The sequence below is a fragment of the uncultured Lutibacter sp. genome (assembly GCF_947495725.1).
GTDB lineage: Bacteria > Bacteroidota > Bacteroidia > Flavobacteriales > Flavobacteriaceae > Lutibacter.
In genome coordinates, this window is sequence record NZ_CANLZZ010000002.1 from 104,617 (window position 1) to 131,409 (window position 26,793).

26 protein-coding genes are annotated in these 26,793 nt (G+C 30.1%); 18 read left to right on the top strand and 8 right to left on the bottom strand.

What is annotated here, in order from left to right:
- Positions 1–32: 32 nt before the first annotated feature.
- On the top strand, positions 33–1,658 hold the full coding sequence (gene pruA, locus Q0776_RS04145) for an L-glutamate gamma-semialdehyde dehydrogenase (protein ID WP_298365322.1): 1,626 nt from the start codon (positions 33–35) through the stop codon (positions 1,656–1,658).
- Between the two features lie 356 nt (positions 1,659–2,014).
- Here pruA and Q0776_RS04150 read toward each other — a convergent pair whose 3' ends face one another.
- Both Q0776_RS04150 and rsmG read right to left on the bottom strand, forming a co-directional pair.
- The gene (locus Q0776_RS04150; RefSeq protein WP_298365325.1) at positions 2,015–2,194 is read right to left on the bottom strand and encodes a hypothetical protein; all 180 of its coding nucleotides are present in this window, start codon (positions 2,192–2,194) and stop codon (positions 2,015–2,017) included.
- 67 nt (positions 2,195–2,261) lie between these two features.
- Positions 2,262–2,888, bottom strand: a complete 627-nt coding sequence (gene rsmG, locus Q0776_RS04155; RefSeq protein ID WP_298365327.1) for a 16S rRNA (guanine(527)-N(7))-methyltransferase RsmG — start codon at positions 2,886–2,888, stop codon at positions 2,262–2,264.
- Between the two features lie 152 nt (positions 2,889–3,040).
- Here rsmG and Q0776_RS04160 point away from each other — a divergent pair, with 152 nt between their 5' ends.
- The 3 genes from Q0776_RS04160 (at position 3,041) to Q0776_RS04170 (ending at position 6,076) form a co-directional block, all read left to right on the top strand.
- The gene (locus Q0776_RS04160; protein ID WP_298365329.1) at positions 3,041–4,138 is read left to right on the top strand and encodes an acyl-CoA desaturase; all 1,098 of its coding nucleotides are present in this window, start codon (positions 3,041–3,043) and stop codon (positions 4,136–4,138) included.
- A gap of 12 nt (positions 4,139–4,150) precedes the next feature.
- The gene (locus Q0776_RS04165) at positions 4,151–5,338 is read left to right on the top strand and encodes a pyridoxal phosphate-dependent aminotransferase (RefSeq protein WP_298365331.1); all 1,188 of its coding nucleotides are present in this window, start codon (positions 4,151–4,153) and stop codon (positions 5,336–5,338) included.
- Positions 5,339–5,767: 429 nt separating this feature from the next.
- A complete protein-coding gene (locus Q0776_RS04170) occupies positions 5,768–6,076 on the top strand; it encodes a hypothetical protein (RefSeq protein WP_298365333.1) in 309 nt (102 codons plus the stop codon).
- Between the two features lie 56 nt (positions 6,077–6,132).
- On the opposite strand, the gene Q0776_RS04175 is transcribed toward Q0776_RS04170, so the two are convergent.
- Entirely contained in the window at positions 6,133–6,876 is a 744-nt protein-coding gene (locus tag Q0776_RS04175; RefSeq protein ID WP_298365336.1) for a DUF2490 domain-containing protein, read from the bottom strand.
- A gap of 120 nt (positions 6,877–6,996) precedes the next feature.
- On the opposite strand from Q0776_RS04175, the gene Q0776_RS04180 reads away from it, so the two are divergent.
- Positions 6,997–7,197 carry a dodecin family protein gene (locus tag Q0776_RS04180; RefSeq protein ID WP_298365338.1) on the top strand — a complete coding sequence of 67 codons (201 nt, stop codon included), beginning with the start codon at positions 6,997–6,999 and terminating at the stop codon, positions 7,195–7,197.
- A gap of 98 nt (positions 7,198–7,295) precedes the next feature.
- Here the strand turns inward: Q0776_RS04180 and rseP are convergent, their stop codons facing one another.
- Positions 7,296–8,615: an RIP metalloprotease RseP gene (gene rseP / locus Q0776_RS04185; RefSeq protein WP_298365340.1), complete on the bottom strand. Its 1,320-nt coding sequence runs from the start codon at positions 8,613–8,615 to the stop codon at positions 7,296–7,298.
- A 161-nt stretch (positions 8,616–8,776) separates the two neighbouring features.
- On the opposite strand from rseP, the gene Q0776_RS04190 reads away from it, so the two are divergent.
- The 5 genes from Q0776_RS04190 (at position 8,777) to Q0776_RS04210 (ending at position 12,418) form a co-directional block, all read left to right on the top strand.
- Positions 8,777–9,457, top strand: coding sequence for an SCO family protein (locus tag Q0776_RS04190; RefSeq protein ID WP_298365341.1), 681 nt, complete (start codon positions 8,777–8,779; stop codon positions 9,455–9,457).
- 70 nt (positions 9,458–9,527) lie between these two features.
- A complete protein-coding gene (locus tag Q0776_RS04195) occupies positions 9,528–9,752 on the top strand; it encodes a FeoA family protein (protein WP_298365343.1) in 225 nt (74 codons plus the stop codon).
- Positions 9,753–9,761: 9 nt separating this feature from the next.
- A complete protein-coding gene (gene feoB / locus Q0776_RS04200) occupies positions 9,762–11,873 on the top strand; it encodes a ferrous iron transport protein B (RefSeq protein ID WP_298365345.1) in 2,112 nt (703 codons plus the stop codon).
- Positions 11,873–11,989 carry a FeoB-associated Cys-rich membrane protein gene (locus tag Q0776_RS04205; protein WP_298365348.1) on the top strand — a complete coding sequence of 39 codons (117 nt, stop codon included), beginning with the start codon at positions 11,873–11,875 and terminating at the stop codon, positions 11,987–11,989. The genes feoB and Q0776_RS04205 overlap by 1 nt, the downstream gene beginning before the upstream one ends.
- 69 nt (positions 11,990–12,058) lie before the next feature.
- On the top strand, positions 12,059–12,418 hold the full coding sequence (locus Q0776_RS04210; protein ID WP_298365350.1) for a hypothetical protein: 360 nt from the start codon (positions 12,059–12,061) through the stop codon (positions 12,416–12,418).
- Between the two features lie 44 nt (positions 12,419–12,462).
- Here Q0776_RS04210 and Q0776_RS04215 read toward each other — a convergent pair whose 3' ends face one another.
- The gene (locus Q0776_RS04215) at positions 12,463–13,284 is read right to left on the bottom strand and encodes a ZIP family metal transporter (protein WP_298365353.1); all 822 of its coding nucleotides are present in this window, start codon (positions 13,282–13,284) and stop codon (positions 12,463–12,465) included.
- 4 nt (positions 13,285–13,288) lie between these two features.
- The gene (locus Q0776_RS04220) at positions 13,289–13,954 is read right to left on the bottom strand and encodes a metal-dependent transcriptional regulator (protein WP_298365355.1); all 666 of its coding nucleotides are present in this window, start codon (positions 13,952–13,954) and stop codon (positions 13,289–13,291) included.
- A gap of 88 nt (positions 13,955–14,042) precedes the next feature.
- Here Q0776_RS04220 and Q0776_RS04225 point away from each other — a divergent pair, with 88 nt between their 5' ends.
- Positions 14,043–16,358, top strand: a complete 2,316-nt coding sequence (locus Q0776_RS04225) for a TonB-dependent receptor (protein WP_298365357.1) — start codon at positions 14,043–14,045, stop codon at positions 16,356–16,358.
- A 36-nt stretch (positions 16,359–16,394) separates the two neighbouring features.
- Positions 16,395–17,324, top strand: a complete 930-nt coding sequence (locus Q0776_RS04230) for a 2-dehydropantoate 2-reductase (protein WP_298365359.1) — start codon at positions 16,395–16,397, stop codon at positions 17,322–17,324.
- Between the two features lie 110 nt (positions 17,325–17,434).
- On the opposite strand, the gene Q0776_RS04235 is transcribed toward Q0776_RS04230, so the two are convergent.
- On the bottom strand, positions 17,435–18,385 hold the full coding sequence (locus tag Q0776_RS04235) for a DMT family transporter (RefSeq protein WP_366138960.1): 951 nt from the start codon (positions 18,383–18,385) through the stop codon (positions 17,435–17,437).
- A gap of 129 nt (positions 18,386–18,514) precedes the next feature.
- Between Q0776_RS04235 and Q0776_RS04240 the strand changes: the two genes are divergently transcribed.
- A complete protein-coding gene (locus tag Q0776_RS04240; RefSeq protein WP_298365361.1) occupies positions 18,515–19,057 on the top strand; it encodes a DUF2911 domain-containing protein in 543 nt (180 codons plus the stop codon).
- Positions 19,058–19,106: 49 nt separating this feature from the next.
- On the opposite strand, the gene Q0776_RS04245 is transcribed toward Q0776_RS04240, so the two are convergent.
- On the bottom strand, positions 19,107–19,877 hold the full coding sequence (locus Q0776_RS04245; RefSeq protein WP_298365364.1) for a patatin-like phospholipase family protein: 771 nt from the start codon (positions 19,875–19,877) through the stop codon (positions 19,107–19,109).
- A gap of 108 nt (positions 19,878–19,985) precedes the next feature.
- On the opposite strand from Q0776_RS04245, the gene leuS reads away from it, so the two are divergent.
- The 5 genes from leuS (at position 19,986) to Q0776_RS04270 (ending at position 26,787) form a co-directional block, all read left to right on the top strand.
- Positions 19,986–22,826 (top strand): leucine--tRNA ligase, encoded by a 2,841-nt coding sequence (gene leuS / locus Q0776_RS04250; RefSeq protein ID WP_298365366.1) that lies wholly within the window; start codon positions 19,986–19,988, stop codon positions 22,824–22,826.
- A 141-nt stretch (positions 22,827–22,967) separates the two neighbouring features.
- Positions 22,968–24,038, top strand: coding sequence for an alanine dehydrogenase (gene ald / locus Q0776_RS04255; RefSeq protein ID WP_298365369.1), 1,071 nt, complete (start codon positions 22,968–22,970; stop codon positions 24,036–24,038).
- Between the two features lie 163 nt (positions 24,039–24,201).
- Positions 24,202–24,459: a SemiSWEET transporter gene (locus Q0776_RS04260; RefSeq protein ID WP_366138781.1), complete on the top strand. Its 258-nt coding sequence runs from the start codon at positions 24,202–24,204 to the stop codon at positions 24,457–24,459.
- A gap of 87 nt (positions 24,460–24,546) precedes the next feature.
- Entirely contained in the window at positions 24,547–26,007 is a 1,461-nt protein-coding gene (locus Q0776_RS04265; RefSeq protein ID WP_298365371.1) for an ATP-binding protein, read from the top strand.
- A gap of 3 nt (positions 26,008–26,010) precedes the next feature.
- The gene (locus Q0776_RS04270; RefSeq protein WP_298365373.1) at positions 26,011–26,787 is read left to right on the top strand and encodes an enoyl-CoA hydratase-related protein; all 777 of its coding nucleotides are present in this window, start codon (positions 26,011–26,013) and stop codon (positions 26,785–26,787) included.
- Positions 26,788–26,793: the final 6 nt, after the last annotated feature.

The following is a 26,793-nucleotide window of genomic DNA, read 5'->3' on the forward strand; positions in this document are numbered from 1 at the left end:
TTTAAACTAAAAATTTATAAAATAATATTAATATGGCTTCAGGATTTTATAATGTACCAAAGGTAGTAAATGAACCAGTAAAATCTTACGCTCCGGGATCACCAGAACGTAAACTTATATTGGATACTTACAAGAAAATGTATAATGAAAAGGTTGATATCCCTTTTTATATAGGAGGAAAGGAATATAGAACTGGAAATACTGTAGATATTCACCCACCACATGACCATAAGCATTGTGTAGGTCAATACCATACAGCAGATAAAGAGCATATTGAATTAGCTGTTGAAAAAGCTGCAGAAGCGCGTGTAAAATGGGCAGCAACAAGTTGGGAGCATAGAGCTGCTATATTTTTAAAAGCTGCAGATTTATTGGCCGGACCTTTTAGATACAAAATGAATGCGGCAACTATGATTGCGCAGTCTAAAAATGTTTTTCAGGCCGAAATTGATTCAGCTTGTGAGTTAATTGACTTTTTACGTTTTAACGTACAGTTTATGACCGAAATTTATAGCAACCAGCCACAATCTTCACCGGGAATATGGAACCGTACGGAATATCGTCCATTAGAAGGTTTTGTATATGCAATTACTCCATTTAATTTTACAGCAATTGCTGGTAATTTACCTGCTGCACCTGCTTTAATGGGTAATGTTATTATTTGGAAACCTGCACAGTCTCAAGTATATTCGGCTCAAGTAATTATGGAATTATTTAAAGCTGCTGGATTACCTGATGGTGTTATAAATATGGTTACAGGAAACTCAGGAATGATTACTGATGTTTTATTAAATAGTCCTGACTTTTCGGGAGTGCATTTTACAGGTTCAACGCCTGTATTTAATAGTTTTTGGGAAACTATTGGTAAAAATATGTCTACCTATAAAACATATCCAAGAATTGTTGGAGAAACAGGTGGGAAGGATTTTATTTGGGCACATCCAAGTTCTAACCCGCAAGAAGTTGCAACTGCAATTTCAAGAGGAGCATTTGAGTACCAAGGTCAAAAGTGTTCTGCAGCATCAAGAGCATATTTGCCAAAAAGTTTGTGGCCAGCAATTAAAGAATCTGTTATAAAAGATGTAAAATCTTTTAAAATGGGTTCTCCTCAAGATACATCAAATTTTATTAATGCCGTAATTGATAACAGAGCATTTAAAAAATTATCTGGTTATTTAGAACAAGCTAAAAAAGATGCTGATGCAGAAATTATTGTAGGTGGTGGTTACGACGATTCTGTAGGGTACTTTATTGAGCCAACAATAATTGTTACTACAAACCCTATGTACGAAACAATGTGTACTGAGTTGTTTGGTCCAATTATTACAATTTATATTTATGAAGATGAAAATTGGATGGAAACGTTAGATTTAGTTGATAAAACGGGAGAATTCGCTTTAACTGGAGCAATTTTTAGTGGAGATCGTTATGTAATTGATATAGCAACTGATAAATTAGAAAATGCAGCTGGTAATTTTTATATAAATGATAAACCAACGGGAGCCGTTGTTGGGCAGCAACCATTTGGTGGAGCAAGAGGATCAGGAACTAACGATAAAGCAGGTTCAATTTATAACTTAATTCGTTGGGTAAGTAACAGAACTATTAAAGAAACTTTTGTGCCTCCAACCGATTATAGATATCCTTTTTTAGGTTAAAAGCATAAATTGATTTAAAAAAACATGTAAATGAAAAAGCGCTCCAACTGGAGCGCTTTTTTTATTTTATTATCCGTTATTTTTCATTTTGGGAAATCGCGATAAAATTTTAAAATTAATATTTGGGGTTATGTATTAAAATTAAAACATTGTTCCGGATTAAAATAAAATTTGATTTCGGGGACAATAAAACTTCATTATATTGGGGTTAAGATATTTCTGAAACAATGATATACTTTAAACTTTTCTATAATAAACTAAAATGTTGAACGAATTTAAACATTAATTTTTATAAAAATGTAACCAAGGTAACAGATCTAGTTTTTATGATAAATTAATACATAAAAATAAATGCTCTATCCTCCTTGTAATTTGTCAGCACCTGGTAATAATCCTATTAATTCTTGTGGGTTGTGAATAATTGTAGGCATATGTTGTGGACATATAAAAAATTCACTTTCTTGATAATAAAATTTAGTAACAGGTATTTCGGTTGATGGTTTTTTACAAACCAAACATTCTTTTGTAGTACTCATAATTATATTTTTTTATTTAAGACAAAATTATCTTTTAAATTTAAATAAAAAAATAACAAATGTCATATTATCGTTTCTTTAAAGGAATATGAACTACTTTTTTGGTTTCAAAAAAATCATCTTCAAAATAATCGGCTAAGTTATAAAGAGTTGCATTTTTAAAATTTGCCAATTCTTCTGTTAAATCACCTCCTTTTAAATATAAAATACCATTCTTTATATTGTGAAGTTGCTTTTTGGCAATTTTTTTTCGCACCCATTTAATAAAATCATCCATTTTTGTCACTGCTCTGCTAACTATAAAGTCGAATTCACCTTTAACTTTTTCCGCTCTAATTTGTTCGGCTTTTACATTTTTTAAACCTAGCTCATTAACAATTTCATTAACCACTTTTATTTTTTTTCCAATAGAATCAACTAAATAAAAATTAGATTTTGGAAATAATATTGCCAAAGGAATTCCGGGGAATCCACCTCCAGTACCAACATCTAAAATGTTTGCCCCTGGTTTAAATTCTTGAACTTTGGCAATGCCTAATGAGTGCAATACGTGTTTTGTGTAAAGTTCATCTATATCCTTTCTAGAAATTACATTAATTTGTGAATTCCAATCTTTATAAAGAGCTTCAAGCTTCGAAAATTGCTCAATTTGAATATCGGATAAATTAGAAAAATGACTTAAAATAGTTTCCATTAGTTTGCTAAAATTATTAATTTGCTAAATTACTATTTCAAAAATTAAATTAACATCTTTTCAAAAATTGTTATATTTTTCCCAAAATTTCTTTAAGAAACTTAAATTGGCGTAATTTTGGCGCATATATTTTTTAATATATAATTAGTATCATGGATAATAAGGTCATAAGCTTTTCTAGAATAGACAAAGCTAAATTTTTTCGAACCCTAAATAAAAGAGTTAATACTTATTTTAAAGAGAATAAGATTAAACGTACTGGTAATTGGAAGCTATATACCAAAGCAGTTATTATGTTTAGTGTATTTTTAGTTCCGTTAATTTTAATTTTAACGGTTTCAATGCCACAATGGGTGTTACTTTTATTAACAGTTGTTATTGGAATTGGAATGGCAGGTGTTGGAATGAATGTAATGCATGACAGTAATCACGAATCTTTTTCTAGTAAGAAATGGGTTAATAAAATTATGGGAAGCAGTATTTATATTCTAGCCGGAAATGTTTATAATTGGAAGGTGCAGCATAATGTACTACACCATACTTTTACAAATATTAAGGGCCACGATGAAGATATTGATGCGGGTAGAATTATTCGATTTTCAAAACACGCAAAATGGTTAGGAATTCATAAATTTCAGAAATACTATTCATTTCTTTTATATGGATTATTAACTATTAATTGGGCCATTACTACTGATTTTAAGCAAATGCGTAGGTATTTAAAGCGTAAATTATCTTATGGGAAATTTCCAAACCCAACTAAGGAGTGGACGGTTTTAATAATTACAAAAATTTGTTACTACTTACTTTGGATAGTTTTACCATTAGTAGTTTTAGACATTGCTTGGTGGAAGGTGTTATTAGGATTTTTTGTTATGCATTATACAGCAGGAATGATATTGAGTGTTATTTTTCAATTAGCTCATGTTGTTCCAAATACAGAAATGCCTCAACCTGATAAAGAAGGGAATTTAGAACATACCTGGGCAGTACATCAATTGTATACAACTTCTAACTTTGCGCCAACCAATAAATTTATATCTTGGTACACCGGAGGATTAAACCACCAAGTAGAACATCACATTTTTCCACATATTTCACATATTCATTATGGAAAAATTGCAAAAATTGTAAAAGAGACAACAAAGGAATTTAATCTTCCTTATAACGAGTATAAAACTTTTAGAACAGCAATAATAGAACATTTTAATCAACTTAAAACACTGGGAGTTAAACCAGTACATTTGTAAAAATTAAAAAAGATGAGCAACCAACTATCAGACAGAATTAACAATTTACCTGCTTCAGCAACTTTGGCAATGGCCGCAAAAGCACGTGAATTAAAAGGACAAGGGAAAGACATTATTGGGTTAAGTTTAGGAGAGCCAGATTTTAATACTCCTGATTTTATTAAAGATGCAGCTAAACAAGCAATAGACGATAACTATAATTCGTACAGTCCTGTTGATGGATACGCAGATTTAAAAGACGCAATTATCAATAAATTTAAAAGAGATAATAATTTAGAATATAAACCAAGTCAAATTGTAGTTTCTACAGGAGCAAAACAATCTATTGCAAATACATTACAAGTTTTATTAAATCCTGGAGATGAAGTTTTATTACCTGCACCATATTGGGTAAGTTATTCTGCTTTGGCAATTTTATCTGAGGCAACTTACAAGGAAATACCTTCTTCAATTGATACAGATTTTAAAATTACTCCAGAGCAATTAGAGGCTGCAATTACACCTAAAACAAAATTAATCTTATTTAATTCACCAAATAACCCTAGTGGAACTATTTACAGTGAAGAAGATTATAGAGCACTTGCTGCTGTTTTAGAAAAATATCCTAATATTTATGTACTTTCAGATGAAATTTATGAGCACATAAACTATGGAGCTGAAATTTTTAGTTTTGCTGCAATACCTAGTATGTATGATAGAACAATTACTGTTAATGGAGTTGCAAAAGCTTTTGCTATGACAGGGTGGAGAATTGGTTATATTGGAGCACCTGAGTGGATTGCAAGAGCTTGTAATAAAATGCAAGGTCAAATTACTTCTGGTGCAAATTGTATTGCACAACGTGCTACAATAGCAGCATTAGAAGCGCCTGTTTCTAAAATTGATTATATGGTTGAAGAATTCCATAAAAGAAGAGATATTGTTTTGGAATTATTAGGCGAAATTGATGGTTTTAAATTAAATGTACCTCAAGGAGCATTTTATGTATTCCCAGATGTTTCTGCATTTTTTGGAAAAGAATTAAATGGCGTTAAAATTAATAATGCGTCGGATTTTGCATTATACTTATTAGAGTATGCAAATGTTGCAACAGTTACTGGTGAGGCTTTTGGTGCTCCAGACTGTATAAGAATTTCTTATGCTGCCTCTGAAGAACAAATTAGAGAAGCAATTAGTAGAATTAAAAAAGCAGTTGCATAATTTTACAAATTAAATAGTTTTAAAAAAGGCTTTTCATTTAATGAAAAGCCTTTTTTTTTGTATAATATTTTTTGAAAATTTTATGAAAAAGCTATTGAAAATTAAATTATATTTGTTTGTAGTTACAGAACATAGGTAACTAGTTTTATTGGATGAAATAAAATAGAATTTAGATTCAATCTTTTGAAAATTAAGAAGTCATATTCAAAAGCGACCTACTTCTTAGGTCTTGAATCAAAAGTTAACTTCTAGCAATTATTCAAAATAGTTTAAAACTATTATTGAATGTTAAAAATCACATTTTTTAAATAATAATTTCAATTTTTAAAATTGATCTATTTGTAATAAAGTTTGTTTATCAAACTTGTAATTACCTAAATAAATGTGATTAAAAAAATTATTTAACACAATAATTAAAAACTTAAAAAAATGAAAACACTTTTATTACTTTTTACTGTTGCATCATTAGCATTTGGTAAAAACACACAAGAAACAATTACAATGACCGCCTCTTTTGATGGTTTTGAAGATGGGTATTATTATTTTACAGATGAAGATGACATTAATTTTTATTTTGAATCTATAGATGAAGAAGTAATTGAGAAATACAATCTTAAAGATTCAAGTTACATAGGAAAATCATTTGAAGTAACTTATAAAATGGAGTTAAAAATGGATGATAATAACGAGGAGTATGAGTCATTTACAATTATTAAATTAACAATTATTGAAGAATAATTTATTAGTTTTTATCCAAACGAGTAATACATTTATTCGTTTGGATATAACTTAAATTAATTCTTTTTAGACACATCAATATTATAGCTTAAAGTAACATGTAAAAGGTCATTCGAAACATAATTTGTTGTGTTTTTTCTATAATAATACCGCCCATATCCAGTCCAAATAGTAGAATTTCTTAACAGTTTATAACCAAGTAATGCTTCAAAATTATTTTGATCAAAATCAGGATCTGTCATTCCGCCGCCAAAACGAAGTCTTACTTCATTGGAAAGCCTTCCCATTATATAATGGCCATTATGCAATTTAACTAAATTGGTTGAAGCCCTAAGTCTATATCTAAGTCTATTCGCATATTTGTTTCCATCAATAACATTAGGAGTTACTGAAGTGTTAATGGATTCAATAAAACGTTCTTCGAACATAAGTCGCTGACCTATTTTAAATTTTCCGGAATTAGTATTTAATGAAATCTGTTGGAAAAATCGATTTTCATTTTTATGAATTGAAGCGTGAGATACACCATTTGGAAAACTTTTGTAAAACAAGTAACCAGCTCCAAAACTTAAACTTTTTAAAACGGTATAATTAATACTTGGAGCAACTAAATAGGCCTTTGTATGTTTTAAAAAACTAGCTCGTCGTTGTTGTGTAACATTGGTAAGGTAAACCTTTTTTGAAAGTTTAATTTTACTAATAAAAGTTAACCAACTACCGTTACCCTTTAAAACTTCAGTTTGAGCAACTGTAGAATTTATTCCAATAATAAGAAAGCATATAATTAAAACTCTTTTCATATCAGGTATTCAATTTTGAAGATGCAAAAATACAATTATTGAAAAAGGAACAACTGAATATTATCAGTTTTAATTGAAAAATTGTATATTTATTGGTATTAATTTTTAAATCAAAATGTTATGGCAGTAATGAAAGTAATTGAAGTAATGGCAAATTCTGACAAAAGTTGGGAAGATGCTACTAAAAAGGCAGTGGCTCACGCTTCTAATAGTGTAAATCACATTAAATCTGCTTTTGTACAGTCTCAAAGTGTAGTTGTAAAAGATAACGAAATAGATGAATTTAGAGTAACGGTTAAAATTACTTTTGAAGTGAAATAGGATTTATTTAAATCAAATTTTAAACGCACTTTAAAAAACACCCCCAAATAGTTTAGCTATTTGGGGGTGTTTTTATTTATATAATTTTAAAACTAATTCTAATTTGTAAATAGTTTTACAATATCATTTCCGTTGGCTAACAATAGTAATGCTATTAAAAGAATAAAACCAGTTATTTGAGCATATTCTAAAAATTTATCATTCGGTTTTCTACCAGTTACTATTTCATATAATGTAAATACCACGTGTCCACCATCCAATGCAGGGATTGGAAGTAAATTCATAAACCCAAGCATTATTGATAAAAATGCTGTTATAGCCCAAAATGATTGCCAACTCCAAGTTGCTGGAAAAATATTTCCAATTGCTATAAATCCACCAATACTTGTTGCTCCTTTTTTAGTAAAAACGTATTTAAATTGTGTTATGTAATCTTTTAAGGTCCAAATAGCCAAAGAGTTTCCTTTGGAAATACTTTCTAAAAAAGAAAAATCTTTATGGTCAATAGTAATTCCTCTTTGTCTATAATTTGAAACACCAATAGTTTTATCTTCATTTGGCACAATTGAAAGTATCTCGGTTGTTCCATTTCGTTCAACTGTAAGTGTTATTTTATCTTCTTTTGTATTCGAAGCAATTCGAGAAAAATCTTGCCAATATTTTACAGGAGTATTGTTTACAGCTATTATTTTATCATTTTTTAATACTCCATATTTTTCTGCAGGTGAATCTACTACAACAGTATCTATTACTGGTTGTGTTCTTACAGTGAAAGGTTCCATAACCCCTTTTTCCCACATAGTACTACCAATACCTTCCGGAATTCCAATAGTTTCAGTATTTCCATCCTCATGTATCACTTCTAATGAGGTAATTCCTCTTAAAAATAGGTGTTTGTTAACATCGGTTACATCTAAAGGAGTTTCGCCATTAAATTTGGTAATTTTATCACCATCTTTAAATCCATAGGCTTTAAAAGTTTCGTGAACAGCAAAACCATCTTTTACAGATTCTGGTTTTACAAAATCAATTCCCCAAACAAAGGTTATCATTATGTAAATTAAAATACCTAAGATAAAATTTACCACAACACCACCAAGCATTATTATTAAACGTTGCCAAGCGGGTTTGGATCGAAACTCCCAAGGCTGAGCTGGTTGTTTCATTTGTTCGGTATCCATACTTTCATCAATCATTCCAGATATTTTTACATATCCACCTAAAGGAATCCAACCAATTCCGTATTCAGTATCACCAATCTTCTTTTTAAGCAACGAAAATTTGTAATCAAAAAATAAATAAAATTTTTCAACACGTGTTTTAAACAACTTAGCAGGTATAAAATGCCCTAGTTCGTGTAAAACAATTAAAAATGATAAGCTTAATATAAATTGGGAAGCTTTAATTAATATCTCCATAAATATTTTTTCAAAAATCTAAAATCGCACAAATGTACGGTTTTTAATATACTTGTAAAAACCAAATGAAGAGCCTGAGTTTTATTTAACAAACTTTTAAAATAGTTACGCAACTATCATTGCATATTATATTAAATTTGTATTTAATTTTGAAATAAAAAATGGATTTAAAATTTTTTAAAAAATCGATTCCAACTCTATTAGTGATGGCTGTTTTTTCTGTAATAATGATTTATGCTATTTATTCATTATTAACTCCTGAAAAGAGATTACCAGTTTTTAATCCATCAGATGTAAATCCAAAATTGGTTGATGAAAGTATTGTGCACGTTAGAAGAAACCATAAAGTTGCTGATTTTAAACTTATTAATCAAAATGGAGATACAATTACACAGGCAGATTATGAGAATAAAATTTATGTAGCAGATTTCTTTTTTACACGGTGTATGACCATTTGCCCTGTAATGACTAATAATATTGGTAAACTACAAGAAGTTTTTTTAAACGATGATGATGTAAAGTTTTTATCACATTCCGTAACTCCTGTTATAGATAGCGTATCAGTTTTAAAGGAATACGCCATTAAAAAAGGTGTTGTAGATAAAAAATGGAATATTACAACAGGCCCAAAAGCACATATTTATGAACTTGCTAGAAAAAGTTATTTTGCAGTTTTGGACGAAGGAGATGGAGGATTACAGGACTTTATTCATACAGAAAATTTTGTATTAGTTGATAAAAAGCAACAAATTAGGGGTTTTTATGATGGAACCGATAATGAAGATATTCAACGATTAATTGACGATATAAAAATACTTCAACACAATTCAAGTGATAAATGATAAATGTCATTGTTTAGAATCATTCTAATTTAGTATATTTGCCATGTATTATTTATAATCAGTCTTAATAATGTTTAAAACTATTGCAAATTTAAAAATTGGAGAAAAAGCTTTTATAGAAAAACTTTGTTTAGACAATATTCCTTTAAAACTTTTAGAAATGGGTTGTTTACCAGGAATTGAGGTGCAACTTATTCAAAAAGCTCCAATGCAAGATCCATTATATATTAAGGTTAATGGAAGTCATTTAGCAATAAGAATTGAAACCGCCGAAAAAATAACTCTTGTTAAGTAATTTATAGTAATGAGTAATGACAATGTCGTAAAAGTTGCTTTAATAGGTAATCCCAATACAGGAAAAACATCATTATTTAATCAACTTACTGGTTTAAAACAAAAAGTAGGTAACTACCCAGGCATAACTGTTGAAAAAAAACAAGGGTTTTGTAAGTTAAGTGAAACAGTAAAAGCAGAGGTTACCGATTTACCAGGTACTTATAGTATTAACCCAACATCAATGGATGAAACGTTGGTGTTAGAGACCTTATTAAATGAAAAAAGCGAAGCATTTCCCGATGTTATAGTAGTTGTAGTTGATATTGAAAATATTAAACGAAACTTATTATTATTTACACAACTTAAAGATTTAAAAATACCAACAATTTTAGTGATCAATATGATTGATCAAATGAAGCGAAAAGGTATTAACATTGATATTGAAAAATTAGAAAAAAGTTTAAAAACTAAAATAGTTTTAGCAAGTGCTAGAAAAAAAATAGGAGTTGATTTATTAAAAGAAGCTATTTTAGATTATAAAAGTGTTGATACAACACCTGTTGGAAAAATTTCGGAGAAAATAGACAAAGAATATTTCGCGAATTTAAAAAATGCCTTTAAAGAATTTCCTTTATATAAATCATGGTTATTAATAACTCAGCAAAATGAATTTGATTTTTTAAGTGATGAGCAAAAAAAATTAGTTTTAAAATTTAGAGAAAATTTAGAATGCATTAAACGCTATCAGCATAAAGAAACCATTTTTAGGTATCAAATAATAAACGAAGTTTTAAATGAAAGCTTTCATATTGATGCGTCAAAGGCAACCGATTTAAGAGGTATTTTAGATAGGGTATTAACACATAAAATTTTTGGGTATTTAATTTTTGCTGCAATTCTACTTTTCATTTTCCAAGGAATTTTTGATTGGGCAACTTACCCAATGGATATTATAGATAATGCGTTTGCTAGTTTAAGCTCTTTTGTTAAAACAGTTATGCCGCCCGGTTCGTTTACAAATTTAATAGCTGAAGGAATTATTCCAGGAATTGGAGGTGTAATCATATTTATTCCTCAAATTGCAATTCTATTTACATTTATTTCAATTTTGGAAGAAACAGGTTATATGAGTAGGGTTGTTTTTTTAATGGATAAAATAATGCGAAAATTTGGAATGAGTGGAAAAAGTGTAATTCCATTAATTTCCGGTACAGCATGTGCAATTCCAGCAATAATGGCGTCACGTAATATAAGCAGTTGGAAAGAGCGCTTAATTACAATTTTAGTAGTTCCATTTACAACTTGTTCAGCTAGATTGCCAGTTTATGCAATATTAATTGCGTTAATAATCCCAGATAAAAGAATATTTGGATTTTTAAATTTACAAGGTTTAACAATGATGGCTATGTATTTGCTAGGTTTTACAGCGGCCATTACATCTTCAATTTTACTGCACCATTTATTAAAAATAAAGAGTAAAAGTTTGTTTGTAATTGAAATGCCAAATTATAAAATTCCATCATTAAAAAATATTATATACGAAGTTGTTGAAAAAACCAAGGCATTTGTTTTTGGAGCCGGGAAAATTATTTTAGCGCTTTCGGTAGTATTGTGGTTTTTAGCTTCAAACGGACCATCATCTTTCAAAAATGCTGAAGAAACGGTTACAGAAATGCCAGAAAATAAAAATATAAATTCAGCTGAACTACAAAAGAAAATAGCTTCATATAAATTAGAGAATTCGTATATTGGTTATATGGGAAAAACAATTGAACCAGTTATTAAACCTATGGGCTACGATTGGAAAATAGGAATTGCTTTAATTAGTTCTTTTGCAGCTCGTGAAGTTTTTGTTGGTGCTTTAGCAACAATTTATAATGTTGATAGTGACGATGAAAATACAGGAACAATTAAAGAGCGAATGGCAGCTGAAATTAATCCTGATACTGGAAAAAAACGTTTTGATTTCCCTACAGGAATTTCATTATTATTGTTTTATGCTTTTGCAATGCAGTGTATTGGAACTTTGGCAATAGTTAAAAGGGAAACAAATAGTTGGGTTTGGCCATTACTTCAATTGGTTGGTATGGGTATTTTAGCATATGTTTCCGCAGTAATAGCATTTAATATATTTAGTTAATGCAAAATATTTTAGTTTACATAGCACTAGGAATAGCCATTGGGTTTTTAATTAAAACTTACTTTTTTAAGTCAAAAAAGAATGGAAATTGCGATCCTGGTTGCGGAAGTTGTTAGGGGATTTTTTAATAAATAAATTTTTTTAGTTAAATTTAGATACCTACTATTAAAAAAAATCTAAATATCATGAAAAAACTATTTATACTTATAATTGTTTTTGCGTGCGCTATGTCATATGCGCAAAATACCAAACTTAAAGCTACAAATATTAAAGTTAAGTACGAAAATGTGTTTTACAAATCTGCACAAAAGTACAATAAACAAGAGCAAAAATTTATTATTAATAAAATTGCATATTCTTCAAGTTATAAAGGCTCAAAGTCTGAGAATATATATCAAATAGCAATTCACGGTTTCATAAATAATATTAAGGAGCAAATTATTTACAATGCCAAATCTGTTGATGTATTAGCCCATTATAAAAATATTTTTGAAGGAAGGTATAAGAAGATATTATTGGTTGAAAATGCTTATATTATTTCTTAAAAAAAATATTACGACACTACAATTTCTGTAGAGTTTTAGTTATTTTAACCTAATCCAACATCTAAAGTCATCATAACAATAAAGCCACCAATAAAACCTAAGGTAGCAATATCGGTATATTTATCTCTTTGGGTTTCAGGAATAACCTCTTCCACAACAACAAATATCATTGCTCCGGCCGCAAAAGATAATGCATAAGGTAAAATAGGTTGAAAAGTTAATACTGCCCAGGCTCCAATTACTGCTGCTATAGGCTCTACAATGGCTGAAGATTGACCATATAAAAAACTTTTCATTCTGCTCGCTCCTTGTCTTCTTATGGGCATAGAAACTGCGAAACCCTCAGGGAAATTTTGCAATCCAATTCCAATTGCAAGGGCAACTGCACCACCAATGGTTGCACCATCAAACCCTGCTGCTACACCACCAAATAACACTCCAACTGCCAGTCCTTCTGGAATATTGTGTAAAGTAATAGCTAAAACTAATAAGGTTGTTCTGTGCCAAGGAGTTTTAACACCTTCTTTTTCTGTTTCCTTAAAATTAATATGTAAATGCGGAAGTATCTTATCTAGCCCATATAAAAACAGTGCTCCTAATCCAAAACCAACTACAGCAGGAATTACTTTAATAAAACCTTCGCCAGGACTCATTTCAATACCTGGAGCTAGCAAACTCCAAAAACTAGCGGCTACCATTACACCACCAGTGAAACCTAACATACCATCAAAAACAGCTCTATTATATCCTTTGAAAAAAAAGACAAGAGCGGCACCAGCAGCTGTTAATCCCCAGGTAAATACGGTTGCGTAAAATGCAGCTAAAATTGGGTCTATACTTTCGAAATAATTAATAATTTGTTCCATTTATCTAATATTTTTTTACAAATAAGTTTTTTGAAATTTGGTTTGAAATTGAATTTTGAATTCCATTATTTTCTATAATCATTGAATGATCAAAATCTTCAATAGAAATTATTTTTAGTTGAGAACCTAATTTAATATTGGTTTTGTCTAAAAATTTTAAAAATGAAGAGGATGAATCTTTAACGCCTATTACTTGGCAGTTTTCACCAACTTTTGCAGATGAAAGCATAATATTTTTATGGTGTTCAATATTGCCATTTCTGTCTGGAATAGGATCGCCATGTGGGTCATGTGTTGGATATTCCAAATACGCCTCAAGTTTATCAATTAAAGTTTTTGATTTTATATGCTCTAATTGTTCAGCTAAATCATGAACTTCATCCCAGGCATAATCCAAATTATTAACTAAAAATACTTCCCAAAGTCTATGTCTTCTTACAATTTTTACAGCAATTGATTTTCCTTCTGAAGTTAAACTAGCGCCTTGGTATTTTTTATAATTAACAAGTTTTTTTTCCGATAATTTTTGAATCATATCCGTAACTGAAGAAGCTTTTGTCTTTAATTTTTCGGCAATTTTATTTGTACTTACACTTTTACCTAAATGTATCTCAATACTATAAATAGTCTTAATATAGTTTTCTTCGGTTTGTGATAATTTAAATTCCATCAATTGCAAATATACAATTTTTAACAATATAAATATAAATTTAGACAAGTCTAAAAAAAATTATAGATTTGTAAAAAAATCAGAAACATTGAAAACATTTATTAATATAGTAATATTGCTATTTTGTATAGCGGTATTTGCAAAAAACACTACAAGTAACACAGCAATAATTAAAGGAATTGTAACTGATAGTAATAATCCAATTCCAGGAGCAACAGTTTATATAAAAAACTCAACAATTGGTTCTTCGGCTAACATTAGTGGAAGGTACCAATTTGCAGTTGCAGCAGGAGAATTTATTGTTGTTGCAAGTGCTATTGGTTATAAGGCTAAAGAAGTTATGGTTTCATTAAAAAACAATGAAACCAGAGTTTTAAATTTTGAATTAGAAGAGGATTTATTTGGTTTAGAACAAGTTGTTGTTACTGGAACAAGAACATTTAAAAAACAAACGAATTCTCCGGTAATTGTAAACGTGATTGATAGTAAATTACTTAATGATGTACAGGCGTGCAGTTTGTCCGAAGGTTTGCGTTTTCAAACTGGTTTACGTGTAGAAACTGATTGTCAAACGTGTAACTATACACAACTAAGAATGAATGGCCTTTCGGGTGGATATTCACAAATATTGATTAATGGCCGACCAGTTTTTAGCCCACTTACGGGATTGTATGGTTTAGAGCAAATACCGGCAAATATGATAGATAGAGTTGAAATAGTTCGAGGTGGAGGATCTGCTTTGTACGGTTCTGGAGCTATTGGAGGAACTGTTAATGTGATTACTAAAATTCCAAAGAATAATAGTTTTGAATTTAGTTATACGCATCAAAGTATAAAAAATGCTGCCTTTGAAAATATTTTAAATGCTAATACAACGGTTGTAAATAAGAGTGAAAACGCTGGATTTTCTGTGTTTTTGAATCATAGAAATAGAACAATGTATGATGCAAATGATGATAATTTTTCCGAATTACCAAAACTAAAAAACACCTCGTTTGGAGTAAGCAGTTTTTTTATGCCAACTAACAATCAAAAGTTAGAGTTAAGTGTTGGTTATTTAAATGAATATAGATATGGTGGTGAAATGATTAATAAACCAGCTTTGTTAACTCAGCAATCTGAAGAGAGAACACATTATGTATTTATGGGAACTTTAGATTATCAAATAAATTTTAATAATGATAATAGCTCAATAATAACTTATTTTTCGACGCAAAAAACAGATAGAGACCATTATACAGGTATATTTCCAGATGAAGAAAATGAGATTCAAAATCACTTAGAAAATCCTCCATACGGAATTTCAGATGTGAAAACTTATCAAGGAGGAATGCAATTCAATCATAAGTTCTTAAGTTTTTTAAAAGGTTTAAATACAATATCTATTGGAACTGAATTTGTTGAAGATAAAGTTTATGATGAAATTGAAGCTTATAATTATTTAATAAATCAAAAAACAACCAACATTGGTTTGTTTGCTCAAAGTGATTGGGAAGTTTCTGAAAAATGGAACGTTTTAACAGGGTTTAGAGCAGATAAACACAATTTCTTGGATAGTTTTGTGTTTAGTCCAAGAGTTTCTTTGTTGTATAAACCAATAGAAAAAACGCAATTTAGGTTTACTTATGGAACAGGATTTAAGGCTCCACAAGCATTTGATGCCGATTTGCATATTGCATTTGCCGGTGGAGGAATATCAAGAATTCGATTGGCAAATAACTTGAAAGAAGAAAGATCTCAAAGTTTAACAACATCTATTAACTATGATAAAGCTTCAGAAAAATTTATTGCCGGTTTTACATTAGAAGGATTTTACACGAAGTTAAATGATGCGTTTTATCAGCACTCTCTAGGTGAAGATGAATTTGGTGAAGTTTTTGAAAAGCGTAATGGAGACGCAGCAACCGTAAAAGGTGTTACGTTGGAATTACGTGCAAATTATAATAAAAAAGTTCAGTTAGAAACGGGCTTTACTTTGCAAGCAAGTGAGTTTAGCGAATCAGTTTTATATTCTGAAGAATTACCTTCAAAAAAAGAATTTTTAAGAACTCCTAACTTGTATGGGTATACAACACTAACTTTTTCTCCTTCAAAAAAGTTTAATACTGCAATTAATTTTATATATACAGGAGAAATGGATGTTTTGCATTTAGCAGGAGCGCCTGAACAATTAAAAGATGAATTTGTAAAGTCACAAAGTTTTACAGAATTAGGTTTTAAATCGTCCTATGCTTTAAATGCAAAAAAACTAAAGATAGGAATTGAGCTGTATGTAGGGGTTAAAAATATGTTAGATAACTATCAATCTGATTTTGACTCTGGTAAAAATCGTGATAGTAATTATATCTATGGTCCATCAATGCCAAGAACTTTTTTTCTAGGTTTAAAGCTTATGTCTTTGTAATAAATCGTTATTTTTGATATTTAATTTCAAAAAATTATGAACATAGTAATATATGGTACTGGTGGAGTTGGTGGATATTTTGGAGCTCGTTTGGCTCAGGCGGGAAATAATGTAACTTTTATAGCTCGTGGAAAACATTTAGAGGCAATTAAGCAAGAAGGATTGCAACTTAAAAGCATAAACGGAGATCATTTAGTAAACCCTGCAAACGCAACCAATAAAATTTCAACAATAAAAAATATTGATTTAATTATAATTAGTGTAAAAACATGGCAATTATCTGAAGTAGCTAAAATTATAAAGCCAGTTTTAAACGAAGATACAATGGTAATTTCATTATTAAATGGCTGTAATAATCATGAGATTTTAGCTTCTATTATTGATAAAAAACACATTTTAGGAGGTTTGTGTAAGGTAGTAAGTTTTGTTGAAAATTACGGAGTAATAAACCACGTTGCTTATGAGCCAACTATTGTTTTTGGTGAATTGAATAACAATAAAACTGAAAGAATTCTTCAACTAGAAAAGGTGTTGAAAGATGCCAAAATTACAAATAAAGTAGCCGATGATATTCAAAAAGAAATTTGGATAAAGTATTTGTATATTACTACTGTTAGTGCGTTGGGAGCTTTAACAAGAGCTTCTCATGGCGAAATGATTGCTTCACCATATATTAAAAATATGCTATTAAAAACTGCAGAGGAAATTTATGCTGTTGCTAAAGGAAAAGGAGTTCATTTACCTAAAAATATTATAGAAAAACAATTTGAAATAATTGAGTCTTTGCCATATGAAACAACGGCTTCATTACAGCGAGATATTATGGATGGTAAACCGTCAGAATTAGAGGCTCAAAATGGTACAATTGTTCGTTTAGGAAAAGAATTAGGTATTCCAACACCAACTAATGATTTAATTTATTTCACCTTACTACCACAGGAAAATAGAGCAAGAAAGGCAAAGTAGTTTTTAATTTATTTTTTTTTAATGTCATACTGCTCGTTAATGAAGTATCTTATGTTTAGTTAAGTTGTAAAGATTCTTTATTTCGTTATACTGCATTCATAATGAAAAAGTTAACCTGTTTTAGTTTGCTTAATTTTCCCTTTGGTACTAATTAAATAAACACCTGCAATTACGAGTATTGAGCTTATAATTTTTATAATGTTAATATCTTGGGCATATTCATTTTTGTTTAAAACAAAAGCATAAATACTTACCATAACAAAACTAACAACTGGTTGCAAATAAATATAACTTCCATTTACTGATGGTGGCACTTTTGAAAGTGCATAAATATTAAATAAATAGGTTAAAAAAGTGGTTCCAAATAATACGAAAGCAATAACTAGATAAGTATTTAAGGTAAAGGCTTTAAAATTGATTGAAAGAAAATTATTCAACCCAACCGGAATCATAAATATAAAACCTATTAAAAATACCCAACTTATTACGGTAATTGGTTGGTATTTTTTCATTAAAGGTTTTACATAAACTAAATAAAATGCGTAAAAAATGGCGTTAGAAAATATGAAAGCATTTCCTAAAATAGTGCTAGTTCCTTCATTTTTGTTACCATATAAAATTAATAAAAGAGCTCCAATTCCACCAATAAAAATACCAATCATTTTAGTAGTTGTAATTTTTTCTTTTAGTATGAAATAACTAAAAATTAACACTAAAACTGGAACAGAAGTATAAATAATGGAAGCGTCGATTGGAGAAGTTAAATTTAATCCATGAAAATAAAGCAATTGATTAATGGCAATACCTAAAACACCACAAACAATCAATCTAAAATAATCTTCTTTGTCAATTTTTTCTCTTATAAAACTATTTATTGTCCAAAATAAAAGACTAGCGCCTAAAATTCGAAGAAAAATAAATGCTGTTGGACCTAATTTTTCCGGCATTATGTCTTTTGCTATAATATGGTTCATACCATAAATAACATTGGCGCCTAATAATGCTAAATGTGCTTTATATGTTTCTTTGTTTATAATAAATTTGCTTTTTGAGAGCGAAATTAAACAATTTTAGGAGTGCTTTTTGATTTAAGTTTTAAACATTAACAAAAATAATTGAAATTTTGTGTAGGGAATTCTATTTTTAGGAGACAAAACATACTATTAATAATTAATCAAAAAAGTATTAAGATGAAAAAAAATGTATTTTTAATTGCTGTTATGGCAATAGTATTGTTGTTTACAAATGAGCTTTCCGCTCAAAAATTTGCAAAATTAGATAAAAGTCCAATGGATGCCGCAGCATTTCCAACTAGTTATAAAGAATCTAATAAAACCATTAAAGTAATTTATAGTAGACCGCAATTAAAAGGAAGATCATTAGAGAAATTAGCTCCAAAAGGAAAAGTATGGAGAACAGGAGCAAATGAAGCTGTAGAAATTACTTTTTATAAAGATGTTAATTTTGGAGGAAAAGATGTGAAAGCTGGAAAATACACATTATTTACAATTCCAGCCGAAAATGAGTGGACGGTAATTTTAAGTTCTGCAGAAAATGTTTGGGGTTCTTATTTTTATAAAGAAAGTGAGGATATTGTACGAGTATCTGGAAAAGTTTCAAAATCAGATGAATCTATTGAAGCGTTTTCAATTGCATTTGATGGTGAAGCGGAAGCAATAAATATGTATTTTGGATTTGGAAATGTAATTGTAACAGTTCCAATAAAAGCATAGATTATGAGTAAAATATAGAAAAAAAGTCGTGCAATTTGTACGGCTTTTTTTATTGAATAGCTTTTAAAATATTTTGTTCTTCAGCTTTAGCTAGTTTATAGCCCAAATCAAAAGCTTTGTCAATAGAATCAGATTCTAAAGCTCCAATTTGTGAAGTTTCAGGTGGTGAAAATACATAATGGCACTGTTTAAACTTTTCAATATTACCAGCATCCATTCCAATATGGTATACCCGATATAGTAATTGCAAGGAAGAATTAATTTCTTCTTTTTTAATTTTTGTAAAAGGATTTACAAAGCTTCCTAAAATTAAATCGCATTTATTTAATAAAGGTTCCACAGGAAAGTTATTTAAAACACCACCATCACAATACAATCCGTTTTCAATTTCTAAAGGTGAAAAAACTGGAGGTATAGCAGAAGATGCAATTAATGGTTTTATTAATTCACCAGTATTAAAATAAGTAAGTTTTCCAGAAATTAAATCTGTTGCGGTAACTGTTAAAGGATATTTTAAATTTTCAAATGAATTGTTTTTAAAGAATTTCGCAAAAAAATTAGCATACTTTTCGCTATCCATAATGCCAGGCTTGTGTAAAGCATACAACGAAAATTTTATAAAAGGTGTTTGTTTAAAAAATGAAATCATTTCTTCTGGGTTATAGCCGTAAGCATACAATGCAGCAACCAAAGCACCGGCACTTGTACCTGCAACACGAGTAGGTTTTATGTTGTTTTCCAATAAAACTTTTATAAATCCAATATGCGCAATTGCTCTAACACCACCACCCGATAAAACTAAACCAATTTCTTTAGCCATTTTATTTTAGTTTTTAGAAAGTTACAATTTTCTTTAAACCATAAATTTACGCTTTAGATTTCTATTAATAAAACGTAACTTTGCACTTTCAAAATTTTGAATAGTAGTATGGAATACAATTTTAGAGAGATAGAGGCGAAATGGCAAGAATATTGGGCAGAGAATCAAACGTTTAAAGCTGAAAATCCTGCCCAGAGCGGAGACGAAGGGAAAGAGGAGAAACCTAAATTTTATGTGTTAGATATGTTCCCATACCCTTCTGGAGCTGGGTTACACGTTGGGCATCCGTTAGGTTATATTGCAAGTGATATTTATGCACGTTACAAACGCCATAAAGGATTTAATGTAATGCATCCGCAAGGTTACGATTCTTTTGGATTGCCTGCTGAACAATATGCTATTCAAACTGGGCAACACCCAGCAATTACTACCGAAGCGAATATTAAAACTTATAGAAGGCAGTTAGATCAAATTGGTTTTTCATTTGATTGGTCTCGTGAAGTAAGAACTTCTGATCCTAATTATTATAAATGGACACAGTGGATTTTTATTCAATTATTTGAGTCGTATTACTGCAAAGATGCTGATAAAGCAATGCCAGTTTCAGAATTAGAAGTGGTTTTTGCTGCGGAAGGAAATGCAAATGTAAATGCTGTTTGTGATGAAGATACTCCAACTTTTTCTGCGGAAGAATGGAATAACTATTCAGAAGAAAAACAACAAGAAATACTATTACAATACCGTTTAACATTTTTGTCTGAAACCGAAGTAAACTGGTGTCCTGCTTTAGGAACAGTATTAGCAAATGATGAAATTGTAAACGGAGTTTCAGAACGTGGAGGTCATCCAGTTGTTCGTAAAAAAATGATGCAATGGAGTATGAGAATTACTGCCTATGCACAACGTTTATTAGATGGGCTAGATAAAATTGATTGGCCTCAACCTTTAAAAGATTCTCAAACTTATTGGATTGGTCGTTCAGAAGGTGCAATGGTAGATTTTAAGGTTGACGGATTTGAAAATGATTTAATTTCAGTATTCACAACACGCCCTGATACTATTTACGGAGTGAGTTTTATGACCTTGGCTCCGGAACACGATTTAGTTTCAAAAATTACAACTGCTGAACAAAAAGAAGCTGTTGAAACGTATGTAAAAGCTACTGCTAAACGTAGTGAATTAGAGCGTATGGCAGATGTAAAAACCATTTCAGGTGTATTTACAGGTGCGTATGCATTGCATCCTTTTACTGGTGAAAAAGTGCAGATTTGGATTGGAGATTACGTATTGGCAAGTTATGGAACAGGAGCTGTAATGGCAGTACCTTGTGGAGATGAGCGTGATTATGCTTTTGCAAATCATTTTGGTTTAGAAATTCCAAATATTTTTGAAGGAATTGATATTTCTGAAGAAGCTTGTTCAACAAAAGAAGGTGTAAAAATTGCAAATTCAGATTTCTTAAACGGATTGACCTATAAAAAGGCAATGAAACGTATTATTTACGAAATAGAACAACGTGGAATTGGTTACGGAAAAATAAATTATCGTTTACGTGATGCGGTATTTAGTCGCCAGCGTTATTGGGGAGAACCATTCCCAGTTTACTACAAAAATGGAATGCCACAAATGATTGACAAAGCACATTTGCCAATTTTGTTGCCAGAAGTGGAGAAATATTTACCAACTGAAGATGGTCAACCACCTTTAGGAAATGCAACTGTTTGGGCTTGGGATGTTGAGAAAAATGAAGTTGTAAATAACGATTTAATTAATAACGAAACTATTTTTCCATTAGAGTTAAATACAATGCCAGGTTGGGCAGGAAGTTCACAGTACTTTAACCGTTATATGGATGCAAATAATAGCGATGCTATTTTTTCTGAAGAAGCTATTAATTATTGGCAAGATGTTGATTTATACATTGGTGGTAGTGAGCACGCAACAGGTCATTTATTGTACTCAAGGTTTTGGCAAAAATTTATGTTTGATAGAGGTTTAGTTCCAAACGATGAATTTGCTAAAAAATTAATCAACCAAGGAATGATTACTGGAACTTCGGCTTTTGTTTATAGAGTTGAGGGTGAAAATAAGTTTGTTTCAAAAGGATTAAAAGGAGATTACAAAGTTCAAAAGATACATTCAGATGTTTCGTTTGTAAATACTTCAGATGAATTAGATGTAGAAGCATTTAAAAACTGGCGAGAAGAATTTAAGGATGCTGAATTTGTTTTAGAAGATGGAAAATACATTGTTGATCGTGAGGTTGAAAAAATGTCGAAATCGAAATACAATGTGGTAAATCCAGATACTATTTGCGAAGAATACGGAGCTGATAGTTTACGTTTATTTGAAATGTTTTTAGGTCCATTAGAACAATCTAAACCTTGGAAAACTTCAGGAATTACAGGAGTGCATTCATTCTTAAAAAAATTATGGAAATTGTACATTGTAAATGGAGAATTTTCAGTTTCAGATGAGGAACCAACAAAAGATGAGTTAAAAACGCTTCATAAAACAATTAAAAAAGTAGAATACGATATTGATAATTTCTCATTCAATACTTCTGTTTCAAACTTTATGATTGCTGTAAATGAGTTAACTGCTTTAAAATGTAACAAGCGTGCGATTTTAGAACCGTTAGCTGTAATTATTGAGCCATATGCGCCGCATATTGCTGAAGAGTTATGGAGTAAATTAGGACATACAACATCGGTTTCAACTGCTGATTTCCCAATTTTCGACGAAAAACATTTAATCGAGAGTAGTAAGGAATATCCAATTTCATTCAACGGGAAAATGCGTTTTAAAATGGAATTACCATTAGATATGAGTAAAGAAGATATTGAAGCTGCTGTAATGGCTCACGAAAAAACTCAAGCTCAATTACAAGGAAGAACTCCTAAAAAAGTAATTGTAGTTCCTGGAAAAATTGTGAATATTGTAGGATAATTGGTAAGATACTATCTATTATTATTAATATCGTAGGAATGATGTTAATATTTTCATAAAAAGAGCTTTTTTTTTAATATAAATGTTAAAAAAGGCTCTTTTTTTTATTTATTTTGTGAAATATATAAAAATCTAATTATAATGATTGTAGGTCTTCCAAAGGAAATAAAAAATAACGAAAGTAGAGTGGCAATAACTCCTGGGGGAGTTTTTGAACTTATCAAAAATAATCACACAGTTTATGTTCAAGCTGGAGCTGGTTTTGATAGTGGTTTTAGCGATGATGATTATGTTCAAGCAGGAGCAAAAATGCTTCCTTCAATTGAAGAGGTATATGCAATAGCAGACATGATTGTGAAAGTAAAAGAACCTATTGAAGAGGAGTATAAATTAGCTAAAGAAGGACAAATTCTTTTTACGTATTTTCATTTTGCTTCAAACACAAATTTAATTGACGCAATGGTTGATAGTAAGGCAGTTTGTATTGCTTATGAAACTGTTGAAGTGAATAAAACATTACCATTATTAATTCCTATGTCAGAAGTTGCAGGTAGAATGGCAATTCAGCAAGGGGCAAAATACCTAGAAAAACCAATTAAAGGAAAAGGTGTTTTATTAGGCGGAGTTCCAGGTGTAAAACCAGGGAAGGTATTAATTTTAGGCGGTGGAATTGTTGGTGTACAAGCAGCAAAAATGGCTGCCGGATTAGGTGCGATTGTTAATATTTTAGATATTAACATGGATCGATTACGTTACATTAATGATATTATGCCAAACAATGTTATTACCGAGTTTTCAAGTGAATATAATATTAGAAGACATATAAAAGATGCCGATTTAATTGTTGGAGGTGTCTTAATTCCAGGAGCAAAAGCACCAAAATTAATAACACGTGATATGTTGAAAGATATGCAGCCAGGAACTGTAATAGTAGATGTTGCTGTAGATCAAGGTGGATGTATCGAAACTACAAGAGCAACAACTCATGAAGATCCAATTTTTATTATAGATGATGTTGTACATTATTGTGTGGCTAATATGCCAGGTGCTGTGCCATATACTTCTACAATAGCTTTAACTAATGTAACATTGCCATATGTTTTACAAATTGCAAACAAAGGTTGGGAAAAAGCTTGTGATGAAAATGCACCGTTGAAAAAAGGATTAAATATTGTAAAAGGTGAAATAGTTTACAAAGAAATATTTAACTAGTTATTGTTAACTAGGTAGTAAAAGAGACTTTTTAAAAAGTATTGAAATTTCGTTTTTCTGAATTTATTTCAGAAACTAAATCATATTTTAGTTACGATTATTTCACTTTTTAAAAGGTCTTTTTTTTTTGCTTAATTTTGAACACTGACTCTAAATCAATTAAATGGTTAATACATATGAAATTTTAGGTTTTCTTGCTGCAATTTTAACAACCGCAGCCTATGTTCCCCAGGTGTATAAAACGTGGAAAACAAAATCGGCAGGGAATATTTCGTTAACCATGTATTTGGTTATGGTTTCTGGGGTTATATTATGGCTTGTTTATGGAATATATTTAAATAGCATCCCAATGATTTTTGCAAATATTATTACATTAATTTTAACAGGTATTATTTTACTATTTAAATTAAAATATAAGTAACTATTCTAAAGTGAAATTAAATGTCAAAGAGTATTTTTTGGTTATATTTACTTATAAGTATAATAAAAGTACAACGTAGCTTAACATATGAAATTTAAACAGCTTTCTTTACGATATAGAATTTTTTTAGCAATGATATTGCTAATTTTATTGGCTTCTGTTTTAATTGCGGCAGTCACTATTTTTCAATATAAAGAACAAACCGATGAATACAACCAAGGAAGGCTAGAGCGAAAAGAAGAGTCTGTAAAAGCAGCTATAAATTATTGGCTAAATAGCGGTAACGGAAACACATTTCCTGTTGAAGAAAAAAATTTAGAATACATTTTTAGAGATAAAATTTATGAAATTTCTGACATTGAAAAATTAGAAATTAACATTTATGATTTATCTGGAAATATAGCTAAAACTTCACATTCTGGATTCGTAAAAAGTGATGCTCCAACAGTTTTAAGTGATACTGTTTTAAAAGGTGTAATGAATAATGCACAGCATCGTTATTTAAACACAAGAACGGTAAAAGGGCAAAGTTTACAATCATCGTATACATATATTACCGACAATAAGTTTAAACCAATTGGTATTTTAAATTTGCAATATGTACAAGATAATACTGCTCAAGATAAAGATTTGGAGGAGTTTTTATTAAGAATGGCTTATGTTTATTTACTAATGTTTTTACTTGCTATTGGGTTAGCTTATTTCATTTCAAGTTATATAACTAGAAATATAAAAGCAATTACAGATAAAATGAATCAAACTAGATTAAACACCTCTAATGAGAAAATTATTTTAGAGAATGCGAGTTCAGAAATTTTCACTTTAGTAAATGCTTATAATAAAATGGTTGACGAATTGGAGATAAGTGCGGTTAAATTGGCGAAAGGTGAACGCGAGCAAGCCTGGCGAGAAATGGCAAAACAAGTAGCCCATGAAATTAAAAACCCTTTAACTCCTATGCGATTAACGGTGCAAAGTTTTCAGCGTAAATTTGATCCGAATGATCCAGATATTTATAATAAGTTAAATGAATACAGCAAAACATTGATTCAACAAATTGATACAATGAGTTCCATAGCTTCAGCTTTTTCAAATTTTGCCAAAATGCCAACTCAAAAACGGGAAGAATTAAATGTGGTTGAAGTAGTGAAATTAGCTCTTGATATTTTTGCAAAAGATTATATTTCGTTTTTTTCAAGTAAAGATATTATTATTGCCGAATTGGATAAAACCCAACTAATTAGAGTAGTAACTAATTTGGTTAAAAATGCAATCTATGCTTTGTCTGAAGTTGAAAATAAAAAAATAGAAGTAACTGTTGAAGATGATAACGATAAGGTGTTTATTATTGTTGCTGATAATGGAGGAGGAATTTCTGATGAAGATAAAGATAAAATATTTGAACCTAAATTTACAACAAAGTCGAGCGGTATGGGATTAGGATTGCCAATGGTTAAAAATATAATTGAAGCTTATGATGGCACAATAACGTTTACAACAACCTATAATAAAGGAACCGTTTTTAATATTATTTTACCAAAAAAATAAAGGATGAATTTTGAAAATGTTTTAATCGAAAAAAAGGATAGTTTAGCAATTATTACAATTAATAGACCGTCTAAATTAAATGCCCTTAATAAATTAACTATTGAGGAATTACACAGAGCATTTAAAACTTTAGAAGAAGACAACTTAGTAAAAGTTATTGTTGTTACTGGAAGTGGAGAAAAGGCATTTGTTGCAGGTGCCGATATTTCCGAATTTGCTAATTTTAATGTAAACCAAGGAACTGAACTAGCAAGAGAAGGACATGAGCTATTATTCAACTTTGTACAAAATTTAAATACTCCAGTTATTGCTGCTATAAATGGATTTGCTTTAGGTGGTGGTTTGGAGTTAGCAATGGCGGCACATTTTAGAGTGGCTAGTACCAATGCCAAAATGGGATTGCCCGAAGTTAGTTTAGGTGTAATTCCGGGTTATGGCGGCACACAACGTTTACCTCAATTAGTTGGAAAAGGTAAGGCTATGGAAATGATTATGACTGCTACAATGATTTCAGCAGAAGAAGCAAAAGAATATGGTCTGGTTAATTATGTTGTTGAATTTGAAGAATTATTACCGTTATGTGAAAAGTTAGCCAGTAAAATAGCAAGAAATTCATCTATAGCTATTGCAGCTGCAATAGAAGCGATTAACGCTAATTATACAAATTGTGTAAATGGTTACAGTGTGGAAATTGAGCAATTTGGTGTGAGTTTTGGAACAGAAGATTTTAAAGAAGGTACAACAGCATTTTTAGAAAAAAGAAAGCCAAACTTTAATTAAAACTAT

Excerpts from the sequence above, each read along its gene's own strand:
- pruA (WP_298365322.1), top strand. The coding sequence starts at position 33 with ATGGCTTCAGGATTTTATAATGTACCAAAGGTAGTAAATGAACCAGTA.
- Q0776_RS04150 (WP_298365325.1), bottom strand. The coding sequence starts at position 2,194 with ATGAGTACTACAAAAGAATGTTTGGTTTGTAAAAAACCATCAACCGAA.
- rsmG (WP_298365327.1), bottom strand. The coding sequence starts at position 2,888 with ATGGAAACTATTTTAAGTCATTTTTCTAATTTATCCGATATTCAAATT.
- Q0776_RS04160 (WP_298365329.1), top strand. The coding sequence starts at position 3,041 with ATGGATAATAAGGTCATAAGCTTTTCTAGAATAGACAAAGCTAAATTT.
- Q0776_RS04165 (WP_298365331.1), top strand. The coding sequence starts at position 4,151 with ATGAGCAACCAACTATCAGACAGAATTAACAATTTACCTGCTTCAGCA.
- Q0776_RS04170 (WP_298365333.1), top strand. The coding sequence starts at position 5,768 with ATGAAAACACTTTTATTACTTTTTACTGTTGCATCATTAGCATTTGGT.
- Q0776_RS04175 (WP_298365336.1), bottom strand. The coding sequence starts at position 6,876 with ATGAAAAGAGTTTTAATTATATGCTTTCTTATTATTGGAATAAATTCT.
- Q0776_RS04180 (WP_298365338.1), top strand. The coding sequence starts at position 6,997 with ATGGCAGTAATGAAAGTAATTGAAGTAATGGCAAATTCTGACAAAAGT.
- rseP (WP_298365340.1), bottom strand. The coding sequence starts at position 8,615 with ATGGAGATATTAATTAAAGCTTCCCAATTTATATTAAGCTTATCATTT.
- Q0776_RS04190 (WP_298365341.1), top strand. The coding sequence starts at position 8,777 with ATGGATTTAAAATTTTTTAAAAAATCGATTCCAACTCTATTAGTGATG.
- Q0776_RS04195 (WP_298365343.1), top strand. The coding sequence starts at position 9,528 with ATGTTTAAAACTATTGCAAATTTAAAAATTGGAGAAAAAGCTTTTATA.
- feoB (WP_298365345.1), top strand. The coding sequence starts at position 9,762 with ATGAGTAATGACAATGTCGTAAAAGTTGCTTTAATAGGTAATCCCAAT.
- Q0776_RS04205 (WP_298365348.1), top strand. The coding sequence starts at position 11,873 with ATGCAAAATATTTTAGTTTACATAGCACTAGGAATAGCCATTGGGTTT.
- Q0776_RS04210 (WP_298365350.1), top strand. The coding sequence starts at position 12,059 with ATGAAAAAACTATTTATACTTATAATTGTTTTTGCGTGCGCTATGTCA.
- Q0776_RS04215 (WP_298365353.1), bottom strand. The coding sequence starts at position 13,284 with ATGGAACAAATTATTAATTATTTCGAAAGTATAGACCCAATTTTAGCT.
- Q0776_RS04220 (WP_298365355.1), bottom strand. The coding sequence starts at position 13,954 with ATGGAATTTAAATTATCACAAACCGAAGAAAACTATATTAAGACTATT.
- Q0776_RS04230 (WP_298365359.1), top strand. The coding sequence starts at position 16,395 with ATGAACATAGTAATATATGGTACTGGTGGAGTTGGTGGATATTTTGGA.
- Q0776_RS04240 (WP_298365361.1), top strand. The coding sequence starts at position 18,515 with ATGAAAAAAAATGTATTTTTAATTGCTGTTATGGCAATAGTATTGTTG.
- Q0776_RS04245 (WP_298365364.1), bottom strand. The coding sequence starts at position 19,877 with ATGGCTAAAGAAATTGGTTTAGTTTTATCGGGTGGTGGTGTTAGAGCA.
- leuS (WP_298365366.1), top strand. The coding sequence starts at position 19,986 with ATGGAATACAATTTTAGAGAGATAGAGGCGAAATGGCAAGAATATTGG.
- ald (WP_298365369.1), top strand. The coding sequence starts at position 22,968 with ATGATTGTAGGTCTTCCAAAGGAAATAAAAAATAACGAAAGTAGAGTG.
- Q0776_RS04260 (WP_366138781.1), top strand. The coding sequence starts at position 24,202 with ATGGTTAATACATATGAAATTTTAGGTTTTCTTGCTGCAATTTTAACA.
- Q0776_RS04265 (WP_298365371.1), top strand. The coding sequence starts at position 24,547 with ATGAAATTTAAACAGCTTTCTTTACGATATAGAATTTTTTTAGCAATG.
- Q0776_RS04270 (WP_298365373.1), top strand. The coding sequence starts at position 26,011 with ATGAATTTTGAAAATGTTTTAATCGAAAAAAAGGATAGTTTAGCAATT.